Source organism: Synechococcales cyanobacterium CNB (assembly GCA_030263455.1).
In the GTDB taxonomy this organism is placed as follows: domain Bacteria; phylum Planctomycetota; class Phycisphaerae; order Phycisphaerales; family UBA1924; genus CAADGN01.
Window position 1 is genome coordinate 528,827 of record SZOZ01000002.1, and the last position, 16,696, is coordinate 545,522.

Here is a 16,696-nt window from a genome sequence, read left to right on the forward strand (position 1 = left end):
TGCGACGAAGCGTGAAAGGCCCCGCCCCGGTTGCTGCGACGGAGCGTGAAAGGCCCCGCCCCGGTTGCCGCGCTGCTATTCTGGGCGCGATGTCGGCGAAGGGAAGCAGGCCGGAGCGCGGCGACGCGGAGCGGTTCCGGACGACGCGGTCCGCGCACCGGGACGAGACGGCCGAGGACTACACCGAGGCGATCATGCAACTGGTCGAGCGGCGCGGCGAGGCACGGGTACGCGACCTGGCCGCGATGATGGGCGTGAGCCACGTGACGGTGTCGCGCATTCTCGGTCGTTTGCATGAATGCGGGCTGGTGGAGACCGCGCCGTACAAGCCGGTGACGCTGACGGCGGAGGGGCGGCGCATGGCCGCGGCCGCCCAGCGTCGGCACGTGGTGGTGCTGGAGTTCCTGGTCGCGCTGGGCGTGAAGCCCGACCAGGCCGAGATCGACGCCGAGGGGATCGAGCACCACGTCTCGGACGCGACCATCCGGGCCATGCAGCGGCACACGGCACGGCTGCGGAGGGATGGCTGAGGAGAACAGGAACCGCCGCACGACGACTCACGAACCGCAAACGGGAGGCGGCCATGAAGCGAACACGGGGCCTCGGGGTGTGGGGGCGGTTTCTTGTCGCGACGATGGTCGCTGTGGCGGCGGCGGCCGCGCCCGCTGCTGGGCAGGGGGGGGACGGGCCGTTCACGGGCTTGTCGCTGGACGACGCGCTCGAGTTGAGCAAGCAGCGGCACCGGTTCCTGGTGGTGTATCCGCGCGGGCACGTCCCGGCACGGCCGGGCAGTGTGACGCTCGCTCCGGGAACGACGATCAACACGAACTCCGGTGAGAGCGGCTTCGACAAGATGGACAAATACACCTGGCGCAGCCCGACGCTGAGGGCATGGCTGGAGTGGCACGCGATCACGATCCGGGTCGATCAGGTCGAGCACCCGCAGGATTGGGCAAGGCTTCAGGAACTGGTGCCGCGCCATCCGGTGTCCGGCAGGCCCATCGGGCAGGAGCCGGTGGTGATGATCTTCAAGGACGGCCGGCTGTTCCGGACCGTGCCTGACAAGCGGTTCAGGAACAATAAGGGCGGGCTGCCGATCGTCGGCGACTACGACCAGGGCCGGTTCTACATCAAGCCGCTGCAGATTCTGCTGGTGGCGGACCTCGCGATGTCGTCGCTGGAATCGACGGACCCGGTGTGGCACACGCTGCACACGATGAAGAACCCGCCGCCGCAGCGCCCGGAGATCGAGACCTTCCACGACATGGAGACCGGGCGGATCGCCGCGGTCGAGGACGCGCCAGATGCGGCGCCGTCGGTGGTGCTCGATCGCTGGCGCGAGGCGCGGGAGCGCGCCGCCCTGGGCGGAACCGCGGAGGCGATCGGGCTGTACACCTGGCTCTGGGAGCGCGGGCGCACGCTCGACCCGCACGCCGCGAGCGCGATCAGGATCGTGGCGATCGACGAGATGCGCGCGCACGCGCTGCGCGGCGGGCCTGCGATGGAGCGGTTCGCAGCGATGTATCGGGCGCAGGATCGGCTGGCGCCGTGGTACGACGGCTCGGACATGCACGACCTGATCCTGCTGGCCGAGGCGGCCCACAAGGAGGCCGACCTGCTGGAGTACTTCTCGATCCTGATGTTGCAGGACGACGAAGGCGTGGACCTTGAGGCGTCGGTTTTCTCGATCGTTGAGCGGGCGGAGATCGACCTCGTCACCTCGCGCGGGCGGTGGAGCGGGCTGGACGAGGAGCGGCCGAACGCGCACGCGTGGCTGGCGCGGCAGGTCGGGCTGCTCGGGGCGAGGCGGCCCGCGAACGCTCCGGCGGACCAGTGGGACGAGTTGCAGGCGCTCCGCCGGCGGCTGATCGCCGACGAGGCCTGCCGGCACCACGCGGCCGCGCTGCTGCGGGGTGACGAGCCGGCCGCGATGCGGTTCGCGGACCTCTACCTGCGCGCTCCGCGTGCCGAAGGAGACGCGGACCCGAGGCTCGCGCTCGCCATCACCGCGCTGGCGGCGGACGCGGTGAGGCCCGTGCACCTCGCGTGGATCGAGGAAGCGGCACGCGACGGGATCGACCGACCGGACCTGCGCGCCTGGTCGGAAGAGGCGATCGGCGGGCGGTGCGTGGCGTTCCGATAACGATGCCGGCGCGACATGCGAGAGCCGTCTCGGGCATCGTCCGGTAGTTGCGCGCCGGGCGTCGCATGTGCCGCGCCAATCGGCGTGATTGTCGCACATGCGCCAAGGCGGCGGGGGGAGTGGGCTTTCGGGGGGCGACATGGTGGCGTCGCGGGCGTGCGTTTGGCACGTCATCCGTGCGGCCGACCCTGGCAGGGGCGGTTGACGCGGAGCGCGACCATGACAACGCGATCGCTGGACGGAGCGACGGCCGACGCGGGGGGGCTGCTCGACGTGACGCGGGGGCCGGGTTGGGCGATCGCGGAGGTGATCGAGCCGAACATGCACGACATGCACGCGACGCGGATGGAGCGTCAGTTGGGAAGCCTCGCGGAGCGGTGCGCGTGGCGCATGGTGGTGAGTTTTCGCCCGGGGGTGCGCCTGTCGGTGAGTTGCCTCAGCGTGCTGGCGCGGCTGGGCGAGGCGTGCGAGGCGTCGGGCGGACGGCTGGTGGTGGCGGGGCTTCCGATGGACGCCTGCCGGCTGATCCGCTCGACGGGGCTTGCGCGCAAGTTCGTGCTGGCGGAGACGGGCGCGCACGCGGTGCGCCTGCTGCACGGCGAGGGAGACGGGCAGCGCACGCGCCGGCTGACGCGGCTGTTCTCGCGTCCGGCGGCCTGACGCCCGTCGCGCAAGCGGGGGCCGGGTCGGGGTTGTCGTGTGTCCTGCGCCCGACGCCCCCGCTTGCCCGGCGGGCGCACCCGCGCGCACCAACGGCGGTCAGGCGCCCTTGCCGTGCGACCGATCGACGGCGCGGCCGCCGACGGTCAGCGTGGCGCGGCGACCCTGCGGCCTGCGCCTTCGCCACCACGCGAGGCGCGGCAGCGCACGCCGCAGCAGGAACGCCAGCGCGCCGATCGCAACGATCGTAACCGCCCAGAACTGCCAGTCGGCGAGTGGCACGGCGAACGCTAGGCGACGCCCGCGGCTCGGAGGGACTGGTGGACGATGAGCGCGCTCGCGTAGGCGAGGCCCCACATCCAGCCGAGTTGCACCAGCGCCCACTTCCAATGGCCCGATTCCTTGGCGGTGACGGCGAGCGTCGGCAGGCACTGCATGGCGAGCACGTAGTAGACGAGCAGCGACCAGCACGTGGCGCGCGTGAAGATGGGCGTGCGTCCGTCATCGCGTGTGGCGGTGGCGACGGCCTCGAAGACGCCGGACTCCTCGACGTCGTCGCGCCCCGCGATCTGGATCGCCATGGTGGCGACGAAGACCTCGCGGGCCGCGAAACTCGCCAGCACGCCGACGGTCAGCTGGCGGTCGTAGCCGAGCGGGCGGAAGATCGGCTCGGCGGCCTCGCCCATGCGCCCGAGAAAGGAGCGGCGCGTGGCGTGGCGGGCCTCGACCGCGTTCGCCTCTTCGAGCAGGGCGTCGGCGTCCGCGCCGGCGGCCTCAGCACGCTCGCGCAGTTCGACGGCCTCGGGGGGGGGCTGCGTCCCGGGGTAGGCGCCGAGCCACCAGAGCACGATCGAGATGGCGAGGATGATCGTGCCGGCCTTCCGGAGAAAGACCAGGCCGCGGTCCCACGCGGCGAGCAGCGCGGTGCGCAGGCTGGGGAGGCGGTAGGAGGGAAGTTCGAGCGCCATCGGTCGGCTCGGGCCGCGGAGGATGGTGCGGCGCGCGACGAGCGCGCTGAGCAGACCCGCCGCAATGCCCAGCGCGTAGCAGCCGGTGAAGGCGAGCGCCTGCATGAGCGGGCTGTCGCGGAAGAGGAGCACCGTGAGCAGGACGTAGACGGGGATGCGCGCGGTGCAACTCATGAACGGCGCGGTGAGGATGGTGGCGAGGCGGTCGCGCCGGTCGGGCACGGCGCGGGCGGCGATGATGCCGGGCAGGGCGCAGGCGTGGCTGGAGAGGAGCGGCACGAAGGCGTGGCCGTTGAGGCCGAAGGGGCGGAGCACGCGGTCCATCACGAAGGCGGCGCGGGCGAGGTAGCCGGTGTCCTCGAGCAGCGAGATCAGGAAGAAGAGGAGGCAGATCTGCGGGAGAAAGACGACGGTCGCGCCGATGCCGGCGACCACGCCGTCGGCCACGAGGTCGTGGATCGCACCCGGGGGCAGCACGCGACCGACGAGCGCGCCGAGGTGCGCGAAGATGCTTTCGATCCAGCCCATCGGATAGGCGGCGAGGGAAAAGATGACGAAGAACAGCCCCGCCATCACGGCGACGAACGCCCCCAGCCCCAGCAGCGGGTGCGTGAAGGCGCGGTCCAGGCGGTCGGTGAAGGTGTCCGGGCGCGGCGGGTCGTAGCCGGCGGCCATCCGGGCGTAGAGGTCATCGGCCCAGAGGGCGAGGCCGTCCTCGCTTGGGGGAGGGGACTCCGTCGGGATGCGGGCGCGCGTCAGCGCGGCGAGCAGGGCGTCCAGCCCCTCGCCGGTGCGCGCGCTGCACGGCACGGCCTCGACGCCCAGGCTGCTCATCAGCACGCCCTCGTCGGCGTGGATGCCCTTGCGACGCGAGGCGTCCACCATGTTGATCGCGATGACCGTCGGCAAACAGCGGCGGATCGCCTCGCCCACGAGCATCAGGTTCCGCGGCATGTTCGTCGCGTCGGTCACGACGAGCACCACGTCCGGCGCCTCCACCGACTCGCCGCGCGGCGCGAGCTGCCCGGCGAGCACGTCGCGGCAGATGGCGGCCTCGGACTGGTCGAGTTCGAGGGAGTAGACGCCCGGGAGGTCGATGAGTTCGCTGCCCTCGGGCAGGCCGCGCGGGAACCCGATGCGGGCCTCCTGGGTGGTGCCGGGGAAGTTGCTCGTCTTGTGCCGCACGCCGCAGAGGCGGTTGAAGAGCGTGGTCTTGCCGGTGTTCGGGTTGCCGAGGATGGCGACGCGGACGGCGCGGGTCGCGCGTGCAGACCCGGAGGGGGGGGCGGCCGGGGCGGGGGCGTCGGACACGGCGAGGCTCCCCCGTTCGCCCGCTCAGGCGGGCATCGGCTCGACGATGATGTGGACGGCGAGGTGGCGCGACAGGGCGACGCGGCAGCACGGCCCGCCGCACCCGCACCCGACCTCGACGATGCACGGCCCGCCCTGCCGACAAAGCCGGACGCGGCTGCGGGGCCGGATGCCCAGAGCACGCAGATAGGCGGCGTCGCCCGGAGAAAGAGCGTCGGTGTCGCGGACGAGGCCGCTCTGGCCCGGCTGGAGGCTGGCGAGCGTCACGCTGGCTGGCGATTCAGGCTGCACGGCAGAGGCCTCCCGGAGCCGCCGAGGTGGGCGGGCGAAGGATGATATCCCCGCGACTGAGACTCGGTCGCAGGGGCATTTCGGAGGGGAGTATATGGAATAGGGGGGACGGGGGCAAGGGGCGGAGGCGTGGGCCAGGTCGGGAGATTGTGGGCAGCCTCGCCGTGCTGCGTTGATGCTCGCACAGCGCGGGCCGCGACGAAGCCCGCCGACGCGAAACCCATCGCGTGCATCGCCTGTCTCGGCCCGCAATCCCCCACTCCGTGGTGGACAGCGGCCAACTGTACCAGACGTCGTAGCGATCAACGTACGGGAGCACTTCTCGGGCGTCCCGTTCTCCGCTTGCGTGATCGCGAACGCGATCTGCTCCACACTGAACCGCTTCCGCTTCATCCTCGGCCTCCCCAACAGAGGCCGGAATCATCCCAGAAAACTCTCCCTCAGACCGGACCAGGTTTCGGGGTCAAGACCAATGCGGTTGTCGGCCTGGTCGTAGACGATGGAGGCGGGCGAGTCGATAACCTCGTCGGTGACTTCCTCGCCTCGGTGGGCGGGGAGGCGGTGGATGAAGAGCGCGTCGCCGGGGATGCCGCGCGAGGCAATGGCCATCGTTCATCGGTGCGGGAGTGGTAAAACCGCGGCCAGCGGATGGCCGGCCGGGATCAGAGCCGGGCCTCGGCGGCGCGGGCGTGGGCTTCGAGGCCCTCGACGCGGGCGAGGCGTGCGGTGTCGAGGGTGAGGGGGCGCGCGGCGGCGGGGTCGTCGATGCGGAGCCAGGTGCGCGTGCGGAGGAAGTGCAGAACGCTCAGGCCCGCGGCGGAGCGGGCCGCGCCGCCGGTGGGGAGCGTGTGGTTCGGGCCGGCGCCGTAGTCGCCGAGGACTTCCGCCGCGCCCGCGCCGATGAAGACCGCGCCGAAGTGCGTGCACCGGCGGGCGATGGCCTCGGCGTCGCGCGTCATCACTTCAAGGTGCTCGGGCGCATAGCGGTCGGAGAGGGCGACGGCCTCGGCCAGGCCGCGCGCGACGACGGCGAAGCCGTTGGCGAGGGCGGCGCGGGCCGTGGCGGCCGTCGGGAGCGTGGCGAGTTGCGATGCGAGTTCGCGCTCGACAGCGTCGAGAAGGGGGGGGTGCGTGGTGACGAGGACGGCGCAGGCGTCCGTGTCGTGCTCGGCCTGGGCGAGCAGGTCCGCGGCGACGACGCGCGCGTCCGCAGTGTCGTCGGCGATGACGAGCAGTTCGCTCGGGCCGGCGAGGGTGTCGATGGCGACCTGCCCGGCGACGAGTTGCTTGGCGGCGGTGACCCAGCGGCTGCCGGGACCGACGACTGCGTCGCAGGGTGCGAGGGGGGAGCAACCGAAGGCCAGAGCGGCGACGGCCTGCGCGCCGCCCACCGCGAGCAGGGCGTCCACGCCAGCGATGGCCGCCGCCGCGAGGGTGGCGGGCGCGGGGCGCGGCGAGGCGACGAGGACCTCCCGCACGCCCGCGGTACGGGCGGTGATGGCGGTCATCAGCACGCTGGAAGGGAGCGGGAATCGGCCGCCGGGGGCGTAGCAGCCGGCGCGCTCGACGGGAGCGATCCAGTGGCCGGCCCGGCCGCCGGGGATCGCGAGCGCGAGTTCGTGCAGGCTGTCGCGCTGGGCCTGCGCAAAGGTTCGGATGCGATCCGCGGCGCGCTCGAGAGCGGCGCGGTCGTCACGGTCGAGCGAGTCAAGAGCGCGGCGCATCGCGGCGGGCTCGACGATCAGCGGCTCGCCGGGGCGAAGATCGCCCAGGCGCTCGGCGTGGGCGCGGACCGCCGATCCGCCGCGGACGCGCACGTCGTTCACGATCTCGGAGGCGGTGGCGAGCGTCGCGGCGTCCACCGCGCCGCGGCGCAGCGAGGGGACAGCGGCAGCGTCGATGATGCGAAGAAGACGATCGGGTTTCGTCGGCGATGGCGCGGAGCGCTCGGCCTTTGCATCGCCCGGACGACGCGAGACCTTCAGGGCGCGGCGGTCGAGTTCTCGCTCGACGGCCTCCAGCGGCACGCCCGCGGCGGCGAGTCGCGCGAGCGTGAAGTAGAGCACGTCGGCGGCTTCGTGCGAGACCTCGTCGGGCGTGCGCGCGTCGGCGAGTTCGCCGGCCTCCTCTCGGAGTTTGCTCGCGAGGAGCGCAGGGTCGCGGAGCAGGCGCGAGGTGTAGGAGGCGGGGTCGCGAGACCCGGGGGGGGCTGCGAGGCGGCGGGCGAGGGCGTGCAGGCCGCGGGAATCGCCGAAGCAGGTGCGCGTGCCCGTGTGGCAGAAGCCGCGGCCGCGCTGTCGGACGGTGAAGCGGAGCGCGTCGCGGTCGCAGTCCACGTCGATGCGGACGAGTTCCTGGGTGTCGCCGGAGGATTCGCCCTTGCGCCAGAGGGCGCTGCGCGAGCGCGAGAAGTAGACGCCGCGCCGTTCTGCAACTGCGGCGCGGAGGCTCTCGGGTGAGGAGTAGGTGAGGCCGAGGGCGTGTCCGGCTTCGTCGCAGACGACAGTGGGCCAGAGGCGGATGGCGGAGGACTTGGAGCCTGGTTGCTTCTCCCCGATTCCACGCTGCGCAGCCCGCGTTCCTTCTCTGTGATCTCCGCGTTCGTCGGGTGTGCTCAGCACGGCGGCGAAGGCGTCGGCGGGGTCGAGCGCGCCGCTATAGATGGCCATGCCGACCTGGGCGTCTGCGCCGAGTCGGTCGAGCGCGGCGATCTCGTCGGCGGCGCTGACGCCGCCAGCGATCGTAACGCGCGCGTCGCCCGCGGCCTGCACGATCGCTGCGGCGCGGTCGAGATCGGTGCCTTCCATGCGGCCCTCGCGCTCGACGAAGGTGACGAGGAAACCGCCGGCGTGCGCACGGAGCGCTGCGATGCGGTCGAGGATGCGCGCCCCCGTGCCGCGCTGCCAGCCTTCGACGACGACCTCGTCGTGGCGCGCGTCAAGGGCGGCGATGACGCGATGGCGGGGGAGCTGCGAGAGGACCTCGGGCGTGGCGGCAGTGCCGAGGATGACGCGCTGCACGCCCGCGTCGAGCCACTCGCGGGCGGATTCGACGGAGCGGATGCCGCCGCCGACGCGGACCGGGAATCGGCGGGCGATCTCGCGGATGACGGGGGCGTTCGTGCCGCGCCCGAGCGCGGCGTCGAGGTCGATGACGGCGATCTCGCCCAGGATCGCAAAGCGTTCGGCGACGGCGACCGGGTCGCCCGCGTCGATCTTGACCATGGACGGATCGCCGCCGACGAGTTGCACGGCGCTGCCGCCGAGGATGTCGATGGAGGGGATGAGCATGGTGGCGGCTCTGTCGTCGGCGTGGCGCTCCGTTATTCGTCGGTGATGCCGAGGTCGTGCTTCGTGAAGAGAGATTCGAATCGGAGTCCCTCTGCCTCGACGTTCTCGCGCGCGCCCTCCTGGCGATCGATGACGCAAATGACGGCGAGAACCTCCGCGCCCGCTCCGCGGAGCGTACGGACGGCCTCGAGGGCCTGGCCGCCGGTGGTGGCGACGTCCTCGACGAACACGACGCGCTCGCCCGGTTCGAGCCGGCCTTCGAGTTGACGCGCGGTGCCGTAATCCTTCTTCGCGTTGCGGACGAAGACGCTCGGGATGCCGGTGGCGAGGCTCGCGGCGGTGACCAGGGGAATGCCGCCGAGTTCCGCGCCCGCGAGTCGATCCGGGGGCGTGCGGCCGGTGACGAGGGCGATGCGCTCGGCGAACATCTCGCCTAGTTCGCGGAGGAGCTCGGGCCGGGTGCTGAAGAGGTACTTGTCGAGGTAGTAGCGGCTGGTGCGGCCGGAGCGGAGGGTGAAAGTGCCGCGAAGAAGGGCGACCTCGGCGATGGCCCTGGCGAGTTCGTGGCGGGCGGTGGGCATGGAGGGAGGGTAGAGCGGGCCGTGCCGGGCCGGTGACGCGGAAATCGGCGTGTGAAATCGAACCGTGGGCTTGATTCTGCCGAAACGGATGGTAATATCCTCTATCAATCCCATGCCCCCGGAAGGGCGGCGCAGGCGCACCCGTGCCTCGCCGCCTCTTTTCGTTCGAGGAGGGATGAGGGAGCAGGTGCTGAGGGAAACAAGATGATTTCAGAATATTCTGAAATCAATGGTGGACCTTCGGGTCGGCCGCAGGCATACTGGGGACATGAGCGGCAGCCTTCAGCCCGACACGCTGGGCGAAGCCCAGGACCGGTTCATCGCGGTCTGGGGACAGATGGGAGGAGCGTGGGGGATCACGCGGACGATGGCGGAGGTGCACGCGCTGCTGTACGTGACGGGCGAGCCGCTGTGCACGGACGACGTGATGGACCGCCTGCAGATCTCGCGTGGGAACGCTTCGACGTCGCTGCGGGCGTTGCTGGACTGGGGCGTGGTGTCGCGGACGCACAAGCGCGGCGACCGGAAGGAGTACTTCGTCGCGGAACAGGACGTGTGGACGATGTTCCGGGCGATCGTGCGCGAGCGGATCAAGCGCGAGGTGGACCCGCTGCTGGCGTCGATGCACGAGATCCGCGAGTTGACCGAGCCGGCGCGGCGCGCGGCGGGACTGGCGGCGGATGAGCGGGCGCGGGTCGAAGCGCACAACGAGCGGCTGGACCAGTTGCTCGAGTTCCTGACCACGGTGGAGCGGCTGGGGCACCGGTTCGTGAGTCCGGCCGGGCGGGGCTTGCAGGCAGCGGCGACGCTGCTGGCGTCGAAGGTCGCGGGGTGAAAGCGATGGGGCGTCGCGCGAACATGGCGGAGGTGGTGGTGCTGGCGGGGCGCAACGGGCACGCGGCCGCGGCCCACGCCGCGCGGCGGAGGCTGACGCTGCGCTGGCGGATCGCCCTCGCGGGGGGGGGCGAGGCGACGCTCGAGTGCGCCGTCGAGGAGCCGACGGCGCACGAGCCGGGCGGGTCGCTGGCGTTCACGCTGGCCGAGGGCGAGGTGCGGCGCGAGGTCGAGTACGGCGCGGCGGGGCGGGTGTCGTGGGTGCGGGACGCGGAATCCGGGCTGGAGCACGTCGATGCGCCGGGGCTGCTGGCGTGCTCATTCGAGCGCGACGAGGGGGGGGCTGTCCGGGTGCTCTATGCCAGGACACCGGTGCTTGTGGGGGTTGGCTCGGGCGGGGGACGGCACGAGTTGGCGGGGGCGGAGGTCGAGGTGGCGGCGGGCCGCCAACTTGAGCGCATCTGACGGTGGTCGAGGGCTGGTGGCCGCTTCGCGTTCGCCTCGGCGCGGTCGGCGCGTTCAGGTGAGCGTGACGCCCGGGAACCGGCGAGCGGCCTTGCGGAGGAGGGAAGCGAGGTCGCGGGGGATCATGGGGCATAGCAGGGGGAGAGAACGGCTGATTCAAAGTTGGAGTTTGGATCAGCAGAACCGCGTTCTCCAACGCTTGCGAATCCTGGACCTTGGCTTATCCTCGTGGTCATGACTCTGGACGATTCGGCTGAAATCGTGCGCTCTTGGCGGAGCTCGCAGTTCCAGGACCTCGTGGCGGATGTCCTCGATTCGTGCGTGCGCTATGCGGGCTATCGGGCCGCTTGGGCACTTGCAGACCCCGACAAGCGCCGGGAGATGAACGAAGCGCGTACTCGGTGCCATAATGCGCTCATCGATCGCATCGGCGTACTCGCGAGAGAGCAAAAAAAGGTTGGGGAGGATACCGCGTGGCACACCGGACTGCCGCCGGATCGGCGGGAACTGGGCGACTTCGCCTGTCTCGTGCATGCGGTGCTCGCGTTGAGCACTGGATGACGTTGCAGGCCGAACTCGTCCTCATCCGCGTACGGAGCGGATGCTTGCCGTGCTTCCGGTTCATGACACGTACATGAGGATGGGTTACCCTGGCAACGGCCTCGGACTCGCCGCGAGGAGCCTTCTGTCTGCATGAGGCCCCATCGCAAGTGGTCAGCCCTGCGTTTCCTTCTCCCCCCCCCCACCCCTGCCAACGAGGATGCGGGCGATGACGTCCTGGACGTGCAGGCCGGTCTGGTCGCGGCCGTGGCCTTGGACGTGCATCGCGGAGACCACGCCGTAGCCCAGGCCGAGGTAGATCATCAGCCAGCCGAGGATGGTGGCGGTGAAGCGGGAGGTAACGCGGCCTTTCTCCTGCGCGCGGACGAGTTCCTCGGCGATGAAGTCGTGCAGCGAGCGGATGTGGTGGACGAGCGCCTCGTGGATTTCGGGGTCGTCGACCTCGGTGATGGCCTGGAGGAAGACGCGGTAGGCGGCGCGGCCTCGCTCGGAGACCATCGGGTTGTCGCCGATGAGGCGGCGGAGACGCTCGGCCGGGTCTTCCGCGTCCTTGAGATCCTGCTCCCACTGGCGGAGGGTCTCGCGGCCTGATCGCTCGATGAGGGCGATGAAGAGTTCGCGCTTGGACTTGAAGTGGCGGTAGATGATCGGCTCGGTCACGCCGGCGGCCTTGGCGAGTTCGGAGGTGGTGGCGCGGGCGTAGCCATGCTTGGCGAAGAGATCGGCGGCGCAGTCGAGGAGCTGCTCCTTGCGCTTGGCGGCGGGCAGGCGGCTCATCTGGATCCTTCCTGAGTGGGCGGAGGCTCTTTATACGGTGCCGGGCCGGTCTCTGCACGCGGGGGCGCTTCGGGGATGGGGACGGGGTCGTATCCGCCGCGGACGAAGGGGTGGCAGCGGAGGAGTCGGCGGATGGTGAGCGTCGTGCCGCGGATGGGGCCGTGGAGGCGGTAGGCCTCGAGGGCGTACCGGGAGCAGGTGGGTTCGTATCGGCACTGGCCGCCGACGATGGGGGAGAGGGTCCAGCGGTAGAGGTGGATGAGGGCGATGAAGGGCGCAGAGGCAACTCGGGCGAACGGGCCGGGGCGAGAGTCGGAGGGCGCGATCACGCTCCGCCTCCGTCCTCCGAGCGACGGGCGCGACGCTCCACTTCGCGGTGGGCGCGCTCGGCGAGCGTGAGGAGCACGCGGCGGTACTCAGGCGCGGGGAGCGGGTCGTGGGCACGCACGCTGAGGATGAGGTCGTAGGAGTTGCCGTCGGCGGCGCGGGGCAGGTCGTGCTGGACGTGACGGAAGGCCTCGCGGAGTCTGCGCTTGATGGCGTTGCGTCGGACGGCGATGCCGACGCGGCGCGAGACCGAGAGGCCGAGTCGCGGGTGTGCGAGGCCGTTCGGACGGGCGAAGAGTGTGAGCGGGCCGAGCGACTTGCGGAGGCCGCAGTCGAAGACGGCCTGGTAGTCGCGGTCGCGTGAGAGACGGCGGCTGGGTGGGAGCGTCAGTCGCGGGCGCGGGGGTCGGCCCGTGGTCATGAGGGAGGATAGGGGCCGGCGTCACCGGCGCGAGGGCGGCATGAGGCCGACCATGAGGCAGAACGCCCCGCCCGCGATCAACCAGAGGCGGGAGCGCTGGCCGGTGGCGAGACGGCTGAGCGTCGAGGCGACGGTTCGCTGCTCGGGGAGCCGGATCGGGGCGGGCTCGAGGGTCGGAAAGACCGAGGCGTCCGCGTTCAAGTTGACCGGGAGGATCGGCACGCGGCCCTCCGGAACCAGGTGGAGTTGCGTCGCGGCGAGGGACTGGACCACGCCAGGCTCGCGGGCTTCAAGGGCGCGGAGATAGCGTTCGTGGCGGAGAAGCCGCTCGCGGCGCTGGCTCTCGATGGCAAGGGCACGGTCGCGCTGCCAACGGGCCTCGTCGAGGTCCGCCTTGGCCGGGAGGAGTATGGTGGCGGAGAGAATGGCGACACCGGCGAGCAGAAAGAGCCAGCCGGGGTCGAAGCGGGTGATGGGAGCGTCGCGGGTCGGGCGGAGCACGGGGAAGAGTATCGGGCGGCGCGGGGCAAAGGGCCAAATCGGCAAATCCGGAAGATGCAACGCAGCACCACTACGGCGCGGGGGAGAGAGGGAGAGCGGGGCGTAGAATCCGGCTCGCATGCGCAGGCGGGTGGTCATCACGGGTGTCGGGGCGGTCTCCGGCTTTGGAGTGGGTCTGCCCGCGCTGTGGTCCGGGCTGGTAGAGGGAAGGTCGGCCCTCCGGCGGATCGGCCTGTTCGACGCGTCGGGGTTTCCGTGGCGGCTGGGGGCGGAGGCCGCGGGGTTCAGCGCGCGGGACCACGTGCCCAAGCACTACCGCAAGGCGGTGAAGGTCATGGCCCGGGACACCGAGTTGGCGGTGGCCGCGGCGGGATGCGCGGTCGCGGACGCGGCGCTTGTAACGCGGGTGACGGCGGAGAACGGCACACCGACGACGTACCCCGGCGAGCGGCTGGGGTGCCAGATCGGCGCGGGGCTGATCGCGGCGGAGGTGGGTGAGTTGGCGGCGGCGTTCTCGACGGCGGTGACCAGAGCGGGCGACGCGGCCTGGGGCGGGTTCGACCTGCGGGCATGGGGAACCGTGAAGGAGGCGGACGGAGGGGGAGGGATGGAGAACCTGCCCCCGCTGTGGATGCTCAAGTACCTGCCGAACATGCTGGCGTGCCACGTGACGATCCTGCACGGGGCGGAGGGGCCGAGCAACACGATCACCTGCTCGGAGTCGAGCGGGCTGCTCTCGATCGGGGAGAGCGTGCGGGTGATCGAGCGCGACGACGCGGACGCTTGCTTCTCGGGGGGGGCGGAGAGCAAGCTGAACCCGATGGGCGTGCTTCGGATCGGGCTGGCGGGCCGGCTCGCCGAGACGGGCGATGACGAGGACGGGGCCGCGTTCGTGCGCCCGTTCGACCCGGAGGGCACGGGCACGCTGCTCGGCGAGGGGGGGGGCGTGCTGATCCTCGAGGAGCGCGGAGCGGCGCTGCGTCGCGGGGCGCGGGCGTACGCCGAGGTTGCGGGGTTCGGAGCCTCGCACTCGCCGGCGCGGTGGAGCGGGATGGACGGCCCGCCCGCCACAGTCGGCGAGGGCGCGGACGAGGGCGTGCGCGACGCGATCCTCAATGCCCTGGACGACGCCGCGATCGGGCCGGAGGAGATCGACGCGATCGTGGTCGGCGCCTTCGGCGTGCCGTGGGTCGATGCCGGCGAGGCGGGCGCGCTGCGCGAGGTCTTCGCCGATCGACTGGGCGAGATCGAACTGGTGACGACGAAGCCCGCGATCGGCGACAGCATGGCGGGTGAGGGGGCGCTTCTGGCGGCGGTCGGCGCTGCGTGCGTGCGCGAGCAGCGACTCCCGGCGCGGCTGCACGCGGGCAGGCCGGCGCAGGGGCTGCGGGCGGGTCCGGCCCAGACGCGAGGGGCGAACCTTCGCCACGTGCTGGTGTGCACGCCGTCGCTCTTCGGGCAGGTGGGCGCGGTCGTGCTGCGCCGCGCGGAGGACGGGTGAATCGGAGTTCAGCGCACACGCCCGCGTGGGCGGTGCGGCTACGTGTTTCTTCCTCTTACGGAGAACAACCGTGTACGACGATCGAAACAGAGGCCGGCGGTACGGCAGCCACGAGGGACAGCGCGAGCGTCGCGGGACGCCGCTCTCGGACCTGGACCCGAACCTGACGGAGATGAGCCGCAAGGTGATCGGCGCGGCGATCGAGGTGCACCGCGCGCTGGGGCCGGGCTACGACGAGAGCGCGTACGCCGGCGCGCTGAAGCAGGAACTGGACGGGCTGGGCGTGGCGTACAAGGCCGGGCACCGCTTCGACGTGCGCTACAAGGACCGCGTCGTGGGCGGGACGACTGCGGACCTGTGGGTGGGCGACCGGTTCGTGGTCGAGGTGATGGCACGCACGGGCGAGATCGGCGGGGCTGAGCGTGCCGCCCTGCGGGCGCAACTGCGCGCGGCCGACGTGGAACTGGGACTCATCATCAACTTCGGCGAGCGCCGGCTCAAGGACGGGCTGGTGCGCGTGCTCAACCCCGACAAACTCAACGCGATGCGGGGGGATGACCACGAGGGCGATGACGATGAATACGAGGACGATGACGAAGAGTGAAGAAGCGTGGGAGTGACGAAGTGACGGAGTGCGGTGGCGCGGGTGTGTCCTGTGCCACCGCCTCCGGCCTCAAGACGCAAGACTCAGGACTTCTCCGTGTCACGCCGTGTCGTCATCACCGGGATGGGCTGGATCACGCCGCTGGGGTGCGGCGTGGAGCCGGCGTGGCGCGCGCTGCTCGAAGGACGCAACGCCATCGGGCCGGTGACGCGGTACGACGCCTCGACGTTCGCCACGAACTTCGCGGCGGAGGTCAAGGGATTCCGGCTCTCGGATTTCATCACGGACCCCGCGCGGCTGGCGGCGTGCCGCGACGCGGGGCTGCACGCGCAGTACGCGCTCGCGGCCGCGGCGATGGCGTGGGAACAGTCCGGGCTGGGCACGCGGAACGGCGAACCGCTGTACGCGGGGTTGAACCCGCGCCGCGTGGGCGTGTACCTGGGCGCGGGCGAGGGGTGCCTGGACTACCCGAACTTCGTGGCGACGAACCTGGCGTCGTGGGACGCGGGGTCGCGGGCGGTGGACGCGCGCCGGTGGGCGGAGGCCGCGCTGGCGCGGATGGACATGCGGCGTGAGCTGGAGCAGGAGCCGAACGCCGCGCTGACGCACGTGGCGTCGGCGTTCGGGTGCCGCGGACCGGCGTTCAACTGCATGACGGCGTGCGCGGCGAGCACGCAGGCCGTGGGCGAGGCGTTCGAGATGCTGCGCCGCGGCGACGCGGACGTCATGCTCGCGGGCGGGTCGCACAGCATGATCCACCTGCTGGGGATGACGGGGTTCATCCGGCTGACGGCGATGAGCACGCGGCGCGAGACGCCGGAATCGGCCGCACGCCCGTTCGACCAGACCCGCGATGGGTTCGTGATGGGCGAGGGGGCGGGCGTGCTGGTGCTGGAGACACTCGAACACTTCGAGAAGCGCAAGGGCGAGATCGAACCGCTCGCGGAGCTGGTGGGGTACGGCTCGAGCGCGGACGCCTTCCGCATCACGGACATGCACCCGGAGGGGAAGGGGCCTGCGTCGGCGATGTCGCGCGCGTTGCGCCAGGCGGGGATCGATCCGCGCGAGCCGCGCGAGGGCGGACGCGCGCCGGTGGACTACGTCTCCGCGCACGGCACGGGAACGAGCGAGAACGACTCGATCGAGACCCGCGCGATCCGGCAGGTCTTCGGCCCGCAGGCACCGCGGCTGGCGGTGAGTTCCATCAAGTCGATGATGGGGCACCTGATCCAGGCGGCGGGAGCGGTGGAGCTGATGACCTGCGTGCAGGCGATCCGGACGGGGTGGCTGCCCCCCACGATGAACCTGCATCGGCCCGACCCCCAGTGCGACCTCGACTACATCCCGAACAGGGCTCGCGACCTGAACCCGTCCGGCGGCGTCGAGGTATGCCTGTCGAACAGTTTCGGTTTCGGCGGGCAGAACGACACGCTGGTGGTGCGGCGTTACCGGCCCTGAGCG

Annotated in this window: 19 protein-coding genes; 9 read left to right on the top strand and 10 right to left on the bottom strand. The window is 71.5% G+C overall.

Annotation, left to right across the window (positions count from 1 at the left end; all coding sequences use genetic code 11):
- Window positions 1-89: 89 nt before the first annotated feature.
- The 3 genes from mntR to FBT69_03840 all read left to right on the top strand — a co-directional run bounded on the left by mntR (window position 90) and on the right by FBT69_03840 (window position 2,803).
- Entirely contained in the window at window positions 90-530 is a 441-nt protein-coding gene (mntR, locus tag FBT69_03830; protein ID MDL1903929.1) for a manganese-binding transcriptional regulator MntR, read from the top strand.
- A gap of 53 nt (window positions 531-583) precedes the next feature.
- Window positions 584-2,143 (top strand): hypothetical protein, encoded by a 1,560-nt coding sequence (locus tag FBT69_03835; protein MDL1903930.1) that lies wholly within the window; start codon window positions 584-586, stop codon window positions 2,141-2,143.
- 219 nt (window positions 2,144-2,362) lie between these two features.
- Entirely contained in the window at window positions 2,363-2,803 is a 441-nt protein-coding gene (locus FBT69_03840) for a hypothetical protein (protein MDL1903931.1), read from the top strand.
- A 99-nt stretch (window positions 2,804-2,902) separates the two neighbouring features.
- Here FBT69_03840 and FBT69_03845 read toward each other — a convergent pair whose 3' ends face one another.
- The 6 genes from FBT69_03845 to pyrE are packed head-to-tail and all read right to left on the bottom strand — an operon-like array spanning window position 2,903 to window position 9,244.
- The gene (locus FBT69_03845; protein ID MDL1903932.1) at window positions 2,903-3,085 is read right to left on the bottom strand and encodes a hypothetical protein; all 183 of its coding nucleotides are present in this window, start codon (window positions 3,083-3,085) and stop codon (window positions 2,903-2,905) included.
- A gap of 8 nt (window positions 3,086-3,093) precedes the next feature.
- Window positions 3,094-5,082: a ferrous iron transporter B gene (locus FBT69_03850; GenBank protein ID MDL1903933.1), complete on the bottom strand. Its 1,989-nt coding sequence runs from the start codon at window positions 5,080-5,082 to the stop codon at window positions 3,094-3,096.
- A 24-nt stretch (window positions 5,083-5,106) separates the two neighbouring features.
- On the bottom strand, window positions 5,107-5,766 hold the full coding sequence (locus FBT69_03855; protein MDL1903934.1) for a ferrous iron transport protein A: 660 nt from the start codon (window positions 5,764-5,766) through the stop codon (window positions 5,107-5,109).
- A gap of 27 nt (window positions 5,767-5,793) precedes the next feature.
- On the bottom strand, window positions 5,794-5,982 hold the full coding sequence (locus FBT69_03860; protein ID MDL1903935.1) for a hypothetical protein: 189 nt from the start codon (window positions 5,980-5,982) through the stop codon (window positions 5,794-5,796).
- A gap of 53 nt (window positions 5,983-6,035) precedes the next feature.
- On the bottom strand, window positions 6,036-8,663 hold the full coding sequence (hisD, locus tag FBT69_03865; GenBank protein MDL1903936.1) for a histidinol dehydrogenase: 2,628 nt from the start codon (window positions 8,661-8,663) through the stop codon (window positions 6,036-6,038).
- Between the two features lie 32 nt (window positions 8,664-8,695).
- Window positions 8,696-9,244, bottom strand: coding sequence for an orotate phosphoribosyltransferase (gene pyrE, locus FBT69_03870; protein MDL1903937.1), 549 nt, complete (start codon window positions 9,242-9,244; stop codon window positions 8,696-8,698).
- Window positions 9,245-9,473: 229 nt separating this feature from the next.
- Here pyrE and FBT69_03875 point away from each other — a divergent pair, with 229 nt between their 5' ends.
- The 3 genes from FBT69_03875 to FBT69_03885 all read left to right on the top strand — a co-directional run bounded on the left by FBT69_03875 (window position 9,474) and on the right by FBT69_03885 (window position 11,104).
- Window positions 9,474-10,079, top strand: coding sequence for an ArsR family transcriptional regulator (locus tag FBT69_03875; GenBank protein MDL1903938.1), 606 nt, complete (start codon window positions 9,474-9,476; stop codon window positions 10,077-10,079).
- A 5-nt stretch (window positions 10,080-10,084) separates the two neighbouring features.
- On the top strand, window positions 10,085-10,543 hold the full coding sequence (locus FBT69_03880; GenBank protein MDL1903939.1) for a hypothetical protein: 459 nt from the start codon (window positions 10,085-10,087) through the stop codon (window positions 10,541-10,543).
- Window positions 10,544-10,777: 234 nt separating this feature from the next.
- Entirely contained in the window at window positions 10,778-11,104 is a 327-nt protein-coding gene (locus FBT69_03885) for a hypothetical protein (GenBank protein ID MDL1903940.1), read from the top strand.
- Window positions 11,105-11,257: 153 nt separating this feature from the next.
- On the opposite strand, the gene FBT69_03890 is transcribed toward FBT69_03885, so the two are convergent.
- From FBT69_03890 to FBT69_03905, 4 genes are read right to left on the bottom strand one after another with little or no spacing between them, the layout of a single operon-like run.
- The gene (locus FBT69_03890; protein MDL1903941.1) at window positions 11,258-11,881 is read right to left on the bottom strand and encodes a TetR/AcrR family transcriptional regulator; all 624 of its coding nucleotides are present in this window, start codon (window positions 11,879-11,881) and stop codon (window positions 11,258-11,260) included.
- Window positions 11,878-12,207, bottom strand: coding sequence for a membrane protein insertion efficiency factor YidD (gene yidD / locus FBT69_03895; GenBank protein MDL1903942.1), 330 nt, complete (start codon window positions 12,205-12,207; stop codon window positions 11,878-11,880). The genes FBT69_03890 and yidD overlap by 4 nt, the downstream gene beginning before the upstream one ends.
- Window positions 12,207-12,629: a ribonuclease P protein component gene (rnpA, locus tag FBT69_03900; protein MDL1903943.1), complete on the bottom strand. Its 423-nt coding sequence runs from the start codon at window positions 12,627-12,629 to the stop codon at window positions 12,207-12,209. The genes yidD and rnpA overlap by 1 nt, the downstream gene beginning before the upstream one ends.
- Before the next feature lie 21 nt (window positions 12,630-12,650).
- Window positions 12,651-13,130 (bottom strand): hypothetical protein, encoded by a 480-nt coding sequence (locus tag FBT69_03905; protein ID MDL1903944.1) that lies wholly within the window; start codon window positions 13,128-13,130, stop codon window positions 12,651-12,653.
- A gap of 118 nt (window positions 13,131-13,248) precedes the next feature.
- On the opposite strand from FBT69_03905, the gene FBT69_03910 reads away from it, so the two are divergent.
- The 3 genes from FBT69_03910 (at window position 13,249) to FBT69_03920 (ending at window position 16,693) form a co-directional block, all read left to right on the top strand.
- Window positions 13,249-14,631: a hypothetical protein gene (locus FBT69_03910; GenBank protein MDL1903945.1), complete on the top strand. Its 1,383-nt coding sequence runs from the start codon at window positions 13,249-13,251 to the stop codon at window positions 14,629-14,631.
- Window positions 14,632-14,701: 70 nt separating this feature from the next.
- Window positions 14,702-15,235, top strand: coding sequence for a GxxExxY protein (locus FBT69_03915; GenBank protein ID MDL1903946.1), 534 nt, complete (start codon window positions 14,702-14,704; stop codon window positions 15,233-15,235).
- Window positions 15,236-15,331: 96 nt separating this feature from the next.
- The gene (locus FBT69_03920; protein MDL1903947.1) at window positions 15,332-16,693 is read left to right on the top strand and encodes a beta-ketoacyl-[acyl-carrier-protein] synthase family protein; all 1,362 of its coding nucleotides are present in this window, start codon (window positions 15,332-15,334) and stop codon (window positions 16,691-16,693) included.
- Window positions 16,694-16,696 lie beyond the last annotated feature (3 nt).

Bases quoted from the DNA above. Each gene is read 5' to 3' on its own strand.
- FBT69_03880 (MDL1903939.1), top strand. From the start codon at position 10,085: ATGGGGCGTCGCGCGAACATGGCGGAGGTGGTGGTGCTGGCGGGGCGC.
- rnpA (MDL1903943.1), bottom strand. From the start codon at position 12,629: ATGACCACGGGCCGACCCCCGCGCCCGCGACTGACGCTCCCACCCAGC.
- FBT69_03885 (MDL1903940.1), top strand. From the start codon at position 10,778: ATGACTCTGGACGATTCGGCTGAAATCGTGCGCTCTTGGCGGAGCTCG.
- FBT69_03910 (MDL1903945.1), top strand. From the start codon at position 13,249: ATGCGCAGGCGGGTGGTCATCACGGGTGTCGGGGCGGTCTCCGGCTTT.
- mntR (MDL1903929.1), top strand. From the start codon at position 90: ATGTCGGCGAAGGGAAGCAGGCCGGAGCGCGGCGACGCGGAGCGGTTC.
- FBT69_03890 (MDL1903941.1), bottom strand. From the start codon at position 11,881: ATGAGCCGCCTGCCCGCCGCCAAGCGCAAGGAGCAGCTCCTCGACTGC.
- FBT69_03855 (MDL1903934.1), bottom strand. From the start codon at position 5,766: ATGAAGCGGAAGCGGTTCAGTGTGGAGCAGATCGCGTTCGCGATCACG.
- hisD (MDL1903936.1), bottom strand. From the start codon at position 8,663: ATGCTCATCCCCTCCATCGACATCCTCGGCGGCAGCGCCGTGCAACTC.
- FBT69_03840 (MDL1903931.1), top strand. From the start codon at position 2,363: ATGACAACGCGATCGCTGGACGGAGCGACGGCCGACGCGGGGGGGCTG.
- FBT69_03835 (MDL1903930.1), top strand. From the start codon at position 584: ATGAAGCGAACACGGGGCCTCGGGGTGTGGGGGCGGTTTCTTGTCGCG.
- pyrE (MDL1903937.1), bottom strand. From the start codon at position 9,244: ATGCCCACCGCCCGCCACGAACTCGCCAGGGCCATCGCCGAGGTCGCC.
- FBT69_03860 (MDL1903935.1), bottom strand. From the start codon at position 5,982: ATGGCCATTGCCTCGCGCGGCATCCCCGGCGACGCGCTCTTCATCCAC.
- FBT69_03875 (MDL1903938.1), top strand. From the start codon at position 9,474: ATGGTGGACCTTCGGGTCGGCCGCAGGCATACTGGGGACATGAGCGGC.